The organism is Phormidesmis sp. 146-33, from assembly GCF_052939515.1.
Genome location: NZ_JBJPHU010000026.1, coordinates 21,647 through 34,010, shown reverse-complemented (window position 1 = coordinate 34,010; position 12,364 = coordinate 21,647). Strand labels below are relative to the sequence as shown.

The 12,364-nt window shown below is 47.9% G+C and carries 13 protein-coding genes; 5 read left to right on the top strand and 8 right to left on the bottom strand.

The genetic code is table 11. The features are described 5' to 3' along the window. Window positions 1–56 precede the first annotated feature (56 nt). Entirely contained in the window at window positions 57–563 is a 507-nt protein-coding gene (locus ACJ2PR_RS12895; protein ID WP_446877286.1) for a hypothetical protein, read from the bottom strand. 447 nt (window positions 564–1,010) lie between these two features. Then, a complete protein-coding gene (locus tag ACJ2PR_RS12890; RefSeq protein ID WP_446877285.1) occupies window positions 1,011–3,323 on the bottom strand; it encodes an NACHT domain-containing protein in 2,313 nt (770 codons plus the stop codon). Window positions 3,324–3,716: 393 nt separating this feature from the next. Here ACJ2PR_RS12890 and ACJ2PR_RS12885 point away from each other — a divergent pair, with 393 nt between their 5' ends. The 5 genes from ACJ2PR_RS12885 to ACJ2PR_RS12865 all read left to right on the top strand — a co-directional run bounded on the left by ACJ2PR_RS12885 (window position 3,717) and on the right by ACJ2PR_RS12865 (window position 6,719). After that, window positions 3,717–4,166, top strand: a complete 450-nt coding sequence (locus tag ACJ2PR_RS12885) for a pyridoxamine 5'-phosphate oxidase family protein (RefSeq protein ID WP_446877284.1) — start codon at window positions 3,717–3,719, stop codon at window positions 4,164–4,166. Further along, window positions 4,144–4,704 (top strand): HAD-IC family P-type ATPase, encoded by a 561-nt coding sequence (locus ACJ2PR_RS12880; protein WP_446877326.1) that lies wholly within the window; start codon window positions 4,144–4,146, stop codon window positions 4,702–4,704. The genes ACJ2PR_RS12885 and ACJ2PR_RS12880 overlap by 23 nt, the downstream gene beginning before the upstream one ends. A gap of 35 nt (window positions 4,705–4,739) precedes the next feature. Beyond that, on the top strand, window positions 4,740–5,438 hold the full coding sequence (locus ACJ2PR_RS12875) for a GIN domain-containing protein (RefSeq protein ID WP_446877283.1): 699 nt from the start codon (window positions 4,740–4,742) through the stop codon (window positions 5,436–5,438). A gap of 93 nt (window positions 5,439–5,531) precedes the next feature. Further along, window positions 5,532–5,861 carry a hypothetical protein gene (locus tag ACJ2PR_RS12870; RefSeq protein WP_446870749.1) on the top strand — a complete coding sequence of 110 codons (330 nt, stop codon included), beginning with the start codon at window positions 5,532–5,534 and terminating at the stop codon, window positions 5,859–5,861. 9 nt (window positions 5,862–5,870) lie between these two features. Next, the gene (locus ACJ2PR_RS12865; RefSeq protein WP_446877282.1) at window positions 5,871–6,719 is read left to right on the top strand and encodes a DUF6920 family protein; all 849 of its coding nucleotides are present in this window, start codon (window positions 5,871–5,873) and stop codon (window positions 6,717–6,719) included. A 250-nt stretch (window positions 6,720–6,969) separates the two neighbouring features. Here ACJ2PR_RS12865 and ACJ2PR_RS12860 read toward each other — a convergent pair whose 3' ends face one another. From ACJ2PR_RS12860 to ACJ2PR_RS12835, 6 genes are all read right to left on the bottom strand, one after another. Beyond that, entirely contained in the window at window positions 6,970–7,140 is a 171-nt protein-coding gene (locus ACJ2PR_RS12860; protein WP_446870747.1) for a hypothetical protein, read from the bottom strand. Between the two features lie 56 nt (window positions 7,141–7,196). Continuing rightward, on the bottom strand, window positions 7,197–8,171 hold the full coding sequence (locus tag ACJ2PR_RS12855) for an NAD(P)-dependent alcohol dehydrogenase (protein ID WP_446877281.1): 975 nt from the start codon (window positions 8,169–8,171) through the stop codon (window positions 7,197–7,199). A gap of 8 nt (window positions 8,172–8,179) precedes the next feature. Beyond that, on the bottom strand, window positions 8,180–9,163 hold the full coding sequence (locus ACJ2PR_RS12850; RefSeq protein ID WP_446877280.1) for an alpha/beta hydrolase: 984 nt from the start codon (window positions 9,161–9,163) through the stop codon (window positions 8,180–8,182). Window positions 9,164–9,710: 547 nt separating this feature from the next. Next, window positions 9,711–10,436 carry a hypothetical protein gene (locus ACJ2PR_RS12845; RefSeq protein WP_446870744.1) on the bottom strand — a complete coding sequence of 242 codons (726 nt, stop codon included), beginning with the start codon at window positions 10,434–10,436 and terminating at the stop codon, window positions 9,711–9,713. A gap of 10 nt (window positions 10,437–10,446) precedes the next feature. Beyond that, on the bottom strand, window positions 10,447–11,424 hold the full coding sequence (locus ACJ2PR_RS12840) for a hypothetical protein (RefSeq protein WP_446877279.1): 978 nt from the start codon (window positions 11,422–11,424) through the stop codon (window positions 10,447–10,449). 19 nt (window positions 11,425–11,443) lie between these two features. After that, entirely contained in the window at window positions 11,444–12,364 is a 921-nt protein-coding gene (locus tag ACJ2PR_RS12835) for a hypothetical protein (protein ID WP_446870741.1), read from the bottom strand.

The window sequence follows — 12,364 nt, the reverse complement described above, 5'->3', positions numbered from 1 at the left end:
TGGCGCAGAAGGACATCGGAGCAACAAGGACACTGTGACATAAGCTTCTACTCTATTTAATTCAGTTCAGCGAGGGTGGGGACTAGTGCTGCACTGGTTGCCATGACATAGGGCAGGGGTTGCCCTCGATCGCCGACCGAGATTTTAGCGGTTCGCTGAGATTCATGTGACTTCATCAGGGTTAATGTCAGCATTGTCCCGGTGAGTTGGGCGATCGCAGTTTGAGGTTGAATCGAGCGAGGTAATGGGATGAGACTCTGAAAATGAGACAGGGGAAAGTCTGGCACTGAGTAATTTTGTGAGTCGAGGGGATCAAGTCGATCGCCTGTGACCAAGACCGTTTCGGGCGTAATTTGCAGATCAAGGACATCTCTAGAATGCTGAAATTGGATCTGCAAAATCAGCAGCGTTTTTGTCTCTTGCAATTCAAGGCTGAAAGGTTGAGAAAGTCCCTGATCGCAGACCCAGAGGGTAGATATGTAGGCAGTCTGCTTCAAGTCATGAAATAGGCGGAACAGGGGCTGAAAGATGTCGATCATCTGCCACGATTGCTGTGAAACCATTGTTTTATAAGAAATGAGGTTGAGTAGGTGCGGTTAGTCAGATTGAGCTAAAAAGATTGAGGCTTCCTGCTCTTGAATTAGATTGATCAAAAAATGTAGGGATGGTGATCAGAGCGAATCGTCAAAGAATAAATGTTGAATAGGCTTTGACGAGCAATCGACTTTACTGACCAGGCTATATTGATTGTGAGCGAAATCATGAAGAGAGCGACCGAATCACTCGATTACACTAATAAGATGAAGCGATCTTGAAATCTCTCAATTGAGGGAGATAAGAGTTAGAAGAGGTTCGCGGCTAAAATAGAGTTATCTCAAAGATGAAATTGTCCTTTACACTCCTTAAACATGACATAGAGAGGATTGAGATCGTGTCTGTCTGACTGTTTGAATTGTTTGATTTGAATGAGTTTTTTAGAATTCGTTACAAAGCTGCTTGTCATATTGGATTTATTGCCATTCTCTCGCTTCCAGTTCTTGCTGAGGCAGTAATAGAGTCGCTTCAATCTCTTGCCGAATTGCCGCCGTCACCGTGCAGTTGCTCCGCAGGCAATCGAGCAGCAGTTGATTCGCTGTGTAGTAGCGTTGTAGCGTTTGTTCTTGCGCTGGGCTAAATTGCCAGTGGTGATGAATCTGGCGATAATCGTCGATCGCCTGCCTTAACTGTTTCGACCAGGCAGTATGATTTGCTTGCCACCAAGTTTGAAACCGTTCCTGAGTCTGATTAGAATTTGGGAATTCACTCTGAAGTTGATGCAGCGATTTTTGGAAGCCAACATCTAAAGCAATGCTCAAAATATTACTCAGGGCATTGCTGCAAAGATGAGCATGGGCGAAGTCTGAGCTTTGATCGATCACACAAGATTGCATCAAATCATCCAGCGCCACATCAAAAAACATTCCCTGATCGAGTGTGCAAGCCAGCGCGAAATCAGAGGCAATGTGAGGCGTGCGAGCGATCGCTAAGTAAAAAGCTCGAACCATTGCATCTTCTGTTTCGGCTGGGACAGCTTGCGACTTTTGGCTTGCCCATAGCAAAAACTCTTGCAAATACGGATCTTTGGCAACTAGCGCATCAATCTGTTGCTTCATCAACTGCACCAGTGAATCTGCACTCCGCAGCATCGTCGCCGTTAACAAAAAGATTTCGCGCCAGTAGGGATCGCTGATGTGGCTTACCAGACCGTTTAGCGATTGTTCTAGCCCCTGGAGGTTGTGACTCGCAACAATATTTCGCGCCGTAAAGTATTCTTGAAACGCCAGATAAGAGAAAGAAAAAATCCCCCGCGATCGCTCCGTTAATAATCCATGCTGCGCCCCGATCGCATTGAGTACCGCTCCACTTTCGAGTTGCAGTTCTTCGGCATCGGTTGAAGCATTAGGCAAATGGCGCAGATACTCTTCGATGTGCTGTTCGACCACTCGTTGTTCAAAGAAATACTGACCCTGCTCAAACGTCGCTGCTGCGAGTTGACTCAGCAACTTTAGCTTTTGGGGCAAGCGAAACCCTTGATACACCTCATCTCGTTCGATTCCTCTGGCTTCATCCCATTTGCCCAGCAGCAAATCCAGTCCTTCTTTATAAAACTCCGTCCGCTTGGTCGGAAATCTTCCTTGCCCCTGAAACACCCAGCAAGCCATGTGCAAAAACAGCGGCGTAACGACCATTTGGCGAAATTGCCAGTTTGTCGGCTCGTCCAGCCTTTGCATAAACTGAGACGATTGTGCCTCTCCTGCTTGAGCCGTCGTTTTGGTAAAAGCGACAAACCATTTTTGAGCGAATGCAGTAATTTGCGCTTGTGTAAATGGAGCAACCTCTACATCAGTAAAGCCTCGCAAGCTAAATTTTTGAGCGGCTGTCCGACAGGTGACGACAAACAGATTTTTGTGATATTTGTCCGAAAAGCGCCGAATTTCCTTCAACACTGCTGCATTCTCATGATTCAGCACTTCATCCATGCCGTCCAGCAACAATAATCCTCTGCCTGCCTGAAGCACGGTTTCGATCGCAGATTGATCCATCACGCCAGAAGCGAGAAACTCTTGGCGAATGTAGTCAAGCAAACTAACCTTACCCGTGGCTTTCGACTCTTCGACAAAATGCCGCAGCGTGATGAAGATGGGTATCCGCTCTGATTCCCACTGTCCCTGATTACACTGAACAGCGAGATACTGCAAGAACGTCGTTTTTCCTGACCCTGGTCTGCCCAGCATCCTGACCTTAGAGTAATCCTCCACAGCGGTTACACCCAATACCTGCTTCTGATCGACCTCCCCTAAGCCAAAGCGCTCAAATGCTTCGGGTTCGAGCGTCTGTGGGTCAGAAACTTCTGACCATTGAAGGCTGACAATGGACTGTAAAACGTTGATATCAATATACATATCGTCAAGGCTAACGGGATGCCCAACGTCTAACAATTGCAGGGTGCCACACTGGTCTTGAATTTTGTCTCGGCGCTGCGATCGCATTTGACCGACTAGATCATCAAGCTTGGGGAGGAGAACGCGACTTACGCCGCCCAATTCAGGAAAGTCTGTTGGCGGATCAACCGCGATCTCACGCCAATCTAAGTCCAGCACAGAACAAATTCCTAAAAAGATCTGGCGGTCAACGGATTGCCCAGTGAAAAACCGCCAAATCGGTTGGCGTGTCTTGAGGTTCACTTCGCCTGCTAGATTGTCCTGAGTCCATCCCTTGAGAGCAAACGCTCGTTTCGCCTGTTGAATCCCAGGAGGTGATGCTTGAAGCGATCTCTTGACCATAAAACAGATCTCCAGATCTAAAATTCAGGAAATCAAACATTACTACAGATCGAAACAATAGAGCTTTTCCTTTGCTAATGTCTCTCTCTAGGGTTGAAGTTATACAAAGTTTGAAAATAAATCTTGCGATCTCTTCGAGTTACCCGCAAGGGGTCGCGTCACTGATAGCGAAATCAAACGCTGGTCACGCTGAAAATATTTGATGAAACTTCCCAGATTCAAGGATTCGAGCAAAATTCCCACGTTTTGTAACGTAGTGCATCAACTCACTCAACAAATCAAACACGAATTTGGCACAATCATACCGTATCAATTGAATTAACAAAAAATCGCGCTTAGTAAAAACAAATTTGGCAGGTTCACTCAAGTACTACTGATTTTAGGAGGATAGCAATGTTAGATATTGACGAAATGAGTTCAAAAGAAATACACGAACTGCTACACCAAGTAGGGTACGGGCATCTGGGCTGCATCCATGAAGGCAAACCTTACGTGATGCCCATGCAGTATTATCTCGAAGATGCGGACATCTACCTGTTTACAACCGAAGGCATGAAGACGCATGACATTGATGCGAATCCAGAAGTTTGCCTACAGGTTGAGGATATCCACAATCCACCACATTGGCGCAGCGTGATTGTGAATGGTCGAGCCGATCGCCTTACCGAACAACCGGAGATCGATCGAGCCATGCACTTGATCAAAGACCGTAATCCAACGCTATCTCCTGCGATCAATCGAACCTGGATTGATGCTCAAGGACGGTCAGAAGCGATCGCGATCTACCGCGTTCATCCGAGCGAAATGAGCGGACGCACGACTGACGGAGTTAGCAGTCAGTAGGAACCGAAATACTTTAACCGTCGTGGGATATCTGGGAGACGGCATTAACGATGCCTCCGCGCTTCATGCTGCCGATGTGGGCATCTCCGGCGAGAGCGCGGTTGATGTCGCTAAAGAAGCTGCTGACATTGTGTTGATGCAGAAGGATTTGAATGTTCTCATCGAAGGCGTAAAAGAAGGACGGATTACCTTTGCCAATACGCTGAAGTATGTTTTTATGGCAACGAGCGCTAATTTTGGCAATATGTTTAGCATGGCGGGAATCTCTCTAGTTCTGCCCTTTTTGCCGCTGCTGCCCAGCCAGATTTTGCTGACGAACCTCCTGACAGATTTTCCAGAATTGACGATCGCTACAGATCGGGTAGACAAAGAGCAGGTCAGCCAACCCCACCGTTGGGACATGCGCTTCATCCGCAACTTTATGTTGGTGTTTGGCTTACTCAGTTCTGTGTTTGATTACTTCACTTTTGGGCATTGCTACTGTTGTTACACGCTGACCCAGCGCAATTTAGAACAAGTTGGTTTATGGAATCTGTAGACACCTGAAAATTTGTTTTTAATAGAGGTCATCCGATGCGTAAAATATTCTTCCTTCGTCAACGTCCATCCCGCCGCCGATCGCTGTTATATGGTTTGATGGCGGTCTTTCTGGTTTTATTCACAGGCTGTGTTGTCAATCTAAGCAGCGGTGTTAGGGGATCAGGCATTGTTAAAACTGAGTCCCGATCGGTGAGTGGATTTTCATCGATTTCCTTTAAATCCGTGGGCAAAGTCACGGTGCAGCAGACCGGGAAAGAATCCCTCACGATCACTGCCGACGATAACATCCTGCCTCTCCTAGAAAGCCGTGTCGCTGACAACACTTTGTATCTCACCATCGCGAAAGATGGCGATATGAATCCGAGCAAGCCCATCAAGTTTGTTGTAGAGGTCAAGAGTCTAGAGAGCTTGAACACTGACGGGGTTGGCATTATTGAGGCACAGGGTATCCAGGGCAAACGATTGGCAGTTGTGATGGATGGTGTGGGGGAAGTCACGATCTCAGGAAGCGCCGATACGCTGGATCTCAGCCTCTCCGGGGTCGGAAGCTACCAAGGCGAGGCGTTTCAGACTAAACAGGCGACAGTCCGAAATAGTGGCGTGGGGAGCGCTGTGGTTAATGTGAGTGAGCAGTTGAACGCTGATCTATCTGGTGTGGGGTCAATAGAATATGTGGGTTCTCCCCAAGTCCGGAGATCTGGGCTAGGCTTGGGGACTGTCAAGAAACGATAGCTTCTGTCAAAGCAAGCCGCACACTAAAGCTAATGAAAGTTCATTGACGATCGAAGTATTTAGAATTGGCACAACATGAAAAGTGGAAGCAAATTGATACTGATTAAAACCACTCACACGTTGATCTGGCTATTCTTCAACGTTGTGATTTTCTATATGCTTTATGCCGCAGTCTCTAACAAGCTGAATATCTGGCTCTGGATCGGGTATGGATTTGTATTTCTAGAAGGGCTAATCCTACTTGTCTTTAACTCTCATTGCCCGTTAAATCTACTTGCTCGAAAATACACCAATTCCACAAAGGACAACTTTGATATCTATCTTCCAAGTTGGTTAGCTAAGTATACGAAGTTAATTTACACAACCATTTTTGCGATCGTTATCATCATCACCCTCTATCAAATTCTAAACCAACAAATATAGGTCAGTATCATGTGGATTAAATGGATTGCAATTGTTGTTTTTTTGATCGTAGTCAGCTTGGGAGTTGCTGCCATTTATGGTAGCTATCGCTGGCAATCAGATACCGATCGCCTACGAACCAAATTAACAAATGGACGGCGAACCAGTGAGCCAGAAATCTATGATCCAAAAGAGCTTGAAGGCTTGCCAGCCCCAGTGCAGCGATTTTTTCGGACAGTACTTGAGGATGGACAAGCAATCGTCGCTGCGGTCAAGCTCTCTCAACAGGGACAGTTCAACATGAGTGAAACGGAAGATAAGTGGAGTCCGTTTACTGCCACTCAACTTGTGATGACTCAACGCCTGGGTTTTGATTGGGATGCACGTATCCAGATGGCTCCAGGACTGAATGCCTTTGTTCACGATGCATATCTATTAGGAGAAGGCAGCTTACACGCATCATTACTCGGTCTTTTCACCGTTGCGGATGTGCGCGGTACTCCCGAAGGTGACCAAGGTGAACTACTGCGGTTCTTTGCTGAAGCTACTTGGTATCCTACTGCACTACTACCGAGTCAGGGTGTGCGCTGGGAAGCGGTCAATGACACCTCCGCTCGCGCGACTTTAACGGATGGCGCAACAACGGTTTCCCTTGTGTTTCAGTTTAATGCTGACGGAGCGATCGCGACGATGCGGGCTGAAGCTCGTTATCGTGACAAGCTGACTGCAATGCCTTGGAGCGGAAGATTTTGGGAATATTCAGTTCGCAACGGGATGCTGATTCCCTTAGAAGGCGAGGTGGGATGGGAGTATCCAGAAGGCATTCGGCTCTACTTTAAAGGAAGAATTACAGAGATTAACTATGAGTTTGCATCGTGAGGGATAGCGATCGCAAGAAATATCAAAATACTGGAGTCAATTATGATTAAACAAATTTCTCTCAAGTGGAATTGTAGAGGAAGGGACTAGATTCTGTGGCTACACGATTCCAACCCGTCTACTGATTGGATAGTACTTCGGCACTGAGCGGTTTGAGTTGGAGGGCGAGTTCTTCCGAGCCACGATCGATGATGCAATTTATCGTTGACGATTTAGAGAGTGCCGTAATGAGAAAGATCGCGCTTGGTTCTCACTCGCTTCTCTTTTGTCCGATCGCATTTAACAATTGATTAAAGGCTTTGAACGATCGCGCTATTTCCTCGTTTACAAGTTGGCTGGCAATCTCATCTGAAAAGATTTCCATCATTGATAGGGTTGCCAAAATCTCTTCAGCCCTTACAAGATCATCTATTAAGTTCATAGGCAGTAGCGAGACTTCACCGTAGAGTTCTAGGTCATGGGCTGATAAGCTGCTGCTTACCAAACATAGATGGCGACTTTCCCCTGCACCTGTCGCTGTTCGAGGTGGCGAATTGCCATAGGAACTTCGCTCAGATTGTAGTATTGATCGATGAAGGGTGCAATTTTTCCAGCTTTAAGCAAATCCTTCAACGTGATGAGATCCTTTTGATTGGGTTTTGAAGCTAGGCATTTCACCCGACGGTGACTGATACGCGAAATCCAAGAGCCGAGAAACATCACCTGGAAAAATCGAGCAGTCGATCCGCCGACTAGGACATAGGCTCCCTCAGGAGTCAATATTGGCAAATAATCGAATGCTGAACGGTAGGCTGCCGCATCAAGGATCAGGTCATACCGCTGCCCATTTTGGGTAACATCGGTTTGCGTGTAATCAATGATGTGGTCTGAGCCAAGCGATCGCACCATGTCCATTTTTTTCGTGCTGCATACAGCAGTCACCTCAGCGCCAAATACTTTCGCAATCTGCACCGCGAATGATCCTACACCACCAGACGCACCATTGATCAATACCTTCTGCCCCGACTGAATCTGCCCATAGTCTCGCAGTCCTTGTAGTGCGGCAAGGGCGGCACCAGGAACGGTTGCAGCTTCCTCAAATGAGAGGTTGGCGGGCTTCAGCACTAAGGCTGATTCGGTTGCACAGACGTACTCGGCAAACGCACCGAAACCACACTCGGACAGGTCTCCAAAAACCTCATCACCAGGCTTAAACTGCGTAACGTCTTTACCAATGGCTTCGATCTGTCCTGCTACATCAAAGCCAAGGATCTTGATTTTTGGCTTGAGTAGCCCCCCGAACATGAGGCGGATGGGGAATGGATTCCCTCGCATGAGATGCCAGTCACCAGCATTGACAGACGCGGCACGAACCCGCACCAGCACGCCGTTGTCTCGCACAACGGGCTTGTCAACATCCTTCAAGCTCAACACATCTGCTGAACCATACTTAGATTGAACGATCGCTTTCATTTTATGATTCATTTTGGACTAATGACCCGGTTCGACGCAGATGATGGTTCGCTGTGAATTGACCTCAGTAGGTTCCGAATCACTGTGCTGCAAGCGTGAGCGTCTTCAGCATTCAGCAACAGTCCCATATGGGTCGCGTTGGGTCGCACGACGTGTATTGCGTTGGTTGACAAGGCAACAAGTTCCTTCTGCAAGTTCAACCAGCCCTCAAGGGGTTGTGGATCGCTGCCTGCCGTGACAACGACTAATGGCAGGTCGCCCAACGGCTGCTGCGATTTGACCTGCGCCATAGATGCTGCGATCGCGTCCACTTCGTGCTGCTGAGACTTCCAGGTACTCGTTCTCGAACACATGGCATGGAAGTCTGAACGGGCTGTGCTTGGAAAGTCTTTGGGCAAATCGCACGTAGAACTCAGCCGAATTAACCCTACCCTTGCAGCCATCGGGAGGAGACTGTATGCACCCTTGAGTCTTCGATATTGTGTCTCTCCGTCCGGCGTTTGAGAAAATTGGTTCTCGTTGGAGGCATCGAGTAACACCAGCCCCGCGACTCGTTCAGGATATTGGGCCCGAAAGATACGCGTGTAAAGCCCTCCAGTCGAGTGACCAACCAGGAGCAGTTTTCCTGAAACGCCTGCACGTTGCAGCAGCTTGTTGAGTTCACGGGCAATGCTAGCGCCGTCTTTTGGGTGAGGGCTTGTGTCACTCCAACCGATTCCACCGCGATCGTATGAGCATACGCGGGCACTTTCGGATACTTCGTCTTGAATTCGCGCCCAGGTTGAGGTTGTGCTGCCAAGTCCCGATTCAAGAATAACAGTAAGACCATCGGGCTGGTTAAAGCCAGTGCAGTGTATGTGCAACTTATAGCCTGTCATATCTACCAAGCGATCGGCAGCGCCGAGATGCCGCGTGTCTCGATCTGTGGAGATAGCTTGGAAGGCAGTACCAGCAGCAGCCACCGACACAACTACACCGCAAACGACTAGCAAAGACGCTCTTACATAAAACCAAAACTTCCTTTTCGGAGCGAGTCGTTGTACTCTACTGTCTGGGAATAACATTGAACTCTCCAGATGCCGTCAGTTTCGGCGGCTAACTAAGAATGAAGGTTGCGTTTTCAGTTGATTCTCTGTTGCTCGATCGTATTTAACAATTGATCAAAGTCTTTCATTGATCGCGCTACCTCATTCATGAGTCGGTTAGCAATTTCATTCAAAGAAATTTCTGTTTGCGGAGTAGTGCTTCAAAAAACGAGTAACATCTATCTTCATGGCATGAATAGAACCTCTTAAAAGAGAACATCGATGCTGATTAGAGATTAGCCTGTAGATGAAAAATCTTTGAATTTACAATTGCTGGAGATCGCCCTGAGATCAAGAACCCCGCCGCAAGCGGACGGGGTATGAAAAACGTTTTGCTCCCAAACCGACGGTTTGAATTGAACCTAGTCCATATTCAGAAGACCTTTTTTGCAAGAGAGTCTAGTAAAGGATAACTTGCTCCCATTACTTGCACAGCAGGTTTGATGAAGTCGCACTAGGGAGCCAATTCAATCTGTGCAGTTGAACCAGCGAATCTGCTGGCTACCTTTGCAGAGACCGTAGAGCGCACGCTCTGGTATACCTGCTCATTCAGGGTCAGAGCAACAAATCCGACCTGGAACTTCGCATCCGTTGGAAACTCCTCAAAGGCAAGTCGGGTCACATGGGCTGTAGTGCTAAAGGCAAAGTACCCAAGTTGTAAGCTAGCAGCACCGTCCTCCTCAGTCGCCAATCCAAACTGGAAGTTGCCAATACCACCAGAATGACTGGGACACTCGAACACAAATTGAGCAGAGTTCCCGGGATCGCGCTTGAAAGCATTGAGCGTTCTTGTGACGAGTGAGAGATTTTCCTCTGCAACCTTGCGCTGGAATAGGTCAGTGACGACCTTAGAGATCGTGAAGCGGGTTCCTGGTGGTAGGTACCGCAACATCGTTGTACTCGTCTGGATAACCCAACCGATCGTCTCAAGAGTTTGCTGATACACCTTGTACCAATTCATCGGATCTTTGTGCCGATCAGATTTCGCGCTAGCGGCTAGTTGAGCGAGTAGAAGACTCTCCAGAACATCCCGCTGGTGTTGTTCAGAGAGAGTATCATCTAGGGCAACAAGACTCCCCGCGACAACAGCACCACTAGCACTGTCTGTAAGCTGTAGCGAACTCGACGGATAGCTTCCAACATCTAAGGATCTGACGGTTTCTCTTAAGAAAGCACTCATAATTGGCTCCTCAATCTCCAATATCCAATCCGCCAATGTAATTCACTGCACGATTACCGAGCTTGTTTAGGATGGCATCCCGAACTCGTTCATACACTTGCTCATTGAGAACAAAGGTGGTACTCATCACCTGCATTGATGTAGCATTTCCGGAAAAGCTCCACCAGAGGATGTTCGTTACGCTTGAGGAGGTGTTGAAGGCAAATGCTCCCAACTTCATCGATAGCGTTTCGTTTGCCGATACTCCGACATTTGAGACTAGGAAGTCTCCAGCCGAGTTTTTAGTTGACTCCCGTGAGAAAATTCGCAGTCGCCTATCTCCTTCTTCGAGTGCCTTCACAGCATCGATCGTTGCCTGAACAGTTTCCATCTGATCTTGCGTCAAAAGACCCTTGAGCAACCGAATGACCACTGCATCCATCGTGAATCGTGCTTGGTTGGATCTCAACCCCCGGAATTGAAACTGGGGAATAACCCAACCAACGTTCTCAAGCACGTTACCGTAGAACTTCGTCCAGTTGATAGGATCTTGTGTTTTGTCAAACTTGACGTTAGCAGCAAGTTGAGCGAGTAAGCAAGAGTTAAGAACATCATTCTTCTGTTGTCCTGTAACACCGTCCACGAAAGAGTTAACGATGTTACCGTTAATCGCACCGGATGCAGGTTGTGGCTCGTCGAGGGGAAGATCCGAGAATGGATCATCCTCGAATGCTGCTTGGAGTCCATACTCTTTAGCTAGGTTCTCAGTGATCACTCGATATCCAGGAATCCACAAGTCACCCATGTTTGGAATCTCTAGGTTCTCTACGAACTGCATACCCATGTCAGATCGCATTCCAGTATAGCGATCATCCTGTATCTGCTCCTGTAAAGCAGCCTCAACATCGGTAATCCCGCGTCTAGCACCATTGGTTTTAGTGCTTGTTGCCATCTCTTGCGGAATGTCTTTTTCTGAAAAAGCAACAGTGTTCTTGTCAGTCGTAATCATTGAAGTATCTCCTTTAGAGTTAAAGTTCTACAAGTTCAAAGCTTCGGAGAGAGGGACCATACACACTTTGGGCACCTGCGCGATCAACATCTGTGATAGCGAGGGTGCGACCACCAACACCACCACAGAAGTAGTGCATGACCGACTGCGGATCGTAAGCAGTCAGATCAATCGTGCCAGTTGTACTTTCACGAGGACAGACAGGGGGTGCTCCTGAGCGGATATGCTCATGACGGAAACCAAGGACATGCCCCAACTCATGACGGAGCACCCCAACTCGGTCAAAGCGTGTCGTAAAGTACGATGGATCAATTAACACTCGATGGCGGTTAACTGGATCGTTAGGGAAGAATGCCGCAGCAATGAATGCGCCGTTAGCACTGATATGGCGAACAGGAAAGGCGATTCCAGGGGGACGCAACATTCCACTGTCGTCGTGGTCACTGCGGTACGCGAAGGTGATTCCGCAGATTTCTTCCCATGCGATCGTCGCCGCCCGCATATTGTCAACGACTTCCTCGTACCACTCGTCACGCGGAAATGTGTGACGGAGAACGCAGTAGGTCAGCACTGTACCAGGTGACCAGCGCACGATTTTTCCACCCTGAACAATCCCAATGAGCGAGTTGTTTCCTAAGATTCCGGTAGTGATAGCAGCTTCTCCGAAGCCAACTGCTTCCGCAAAGCGTACTGCTTCTCGCTGGGCTATTCGTGCCTGCTGGTGCTGGTGGTAAAGATCTAGCTCATCGTCATCTAATAGGAGATCACCTTCGACAGCGGAGTAGGTTTCACCATCAATCAGAACCTTGCTTGCAGGGATCTTAGAGACGGGTCTACTGTTATGCGTCGTTTTAATCTCCGGTTCATTGGGCGGGTCTTCCTGAAAATCATCAACTTCCTCTGGTGGCTTAACCAGAGTCCTGATCTTTTGGGTTGTCAT

Bases quoted from the DNA above. Each gene is read 5' to 3' on its own strand.
- ACJ2PR_RS12895 (WP_446877286.1), bottom strand. From the start codon at position 563: ATGGTTTCACAGCAATCGTGGCAGATGATCGACATCTTTCAGCCCCTG.
- ACJ2PR_RS12890 (WP_446877285.1), bottom strand. From the start codon at position 3,323: ATGGTCAAGAGATCGCTTCAAGCATCACCTCCTGGGATTCAACAGGCG.
- ACJ2PR_RS12885 (WP_446877284.1), top strand. From the start codon at position 3,717: ATGTTAGATATTGACGAAATGAGTTCAAAAGAAATACACGAACTGCTA.
- ACJ2PR_RS12875 (WP_446877283.1), top strand. From the start codon at position 4,740: ATGCGTAAAATATTCTTCCTTCGTCAACGTCCATCCCGCCGCCGATCG.
- ACJ2PR_RS12865 (WP_446877282.1), top strand. From the start codon at position 5,871: ATGTGGATTAAATGGATTGCAATTGTTGTTTTTTTGATCGTAGTCAGC.
- ACJ2PR_RS12860 (WP_446870747.1), bottom strand. From the start codon at position 7,140: ATGAACTTAATAGATGATCTTGTAAGGGCTGAAGAGATTTTGGCAACC.
- ACJ2PR_RS12855 (WP_446877281.1), bottom strand. From the start codon at position 8,171: ATGAAAGCGATCGTTCAATCTAAGTATGGTTCAGCAGATGTGTTGAGC.
- ACJ2PR_RS12845 (WP_446870744.1), bottom strand. From the start codon at position 10,436: ATGAGTGCTTTCTTAAGAGAAACCGTCAGATCCTTAGATGTTGGAAGC.
- ACJ2PR_RS12840 (WP_446877279.1), bottom strand. From the start codon at position 11,424: ATGATTACGACTGACAAGAACACTGTTGCTTTTTCAGAAAAAGACATT.
- ACJ2PR_RS12835 (WP_446870741.1), bottom strand. From the start codon at position 12,364: ATGACAACCCAAAAGATCAGGACTCTGGTTAAGCCACCAGAGGAAGTT.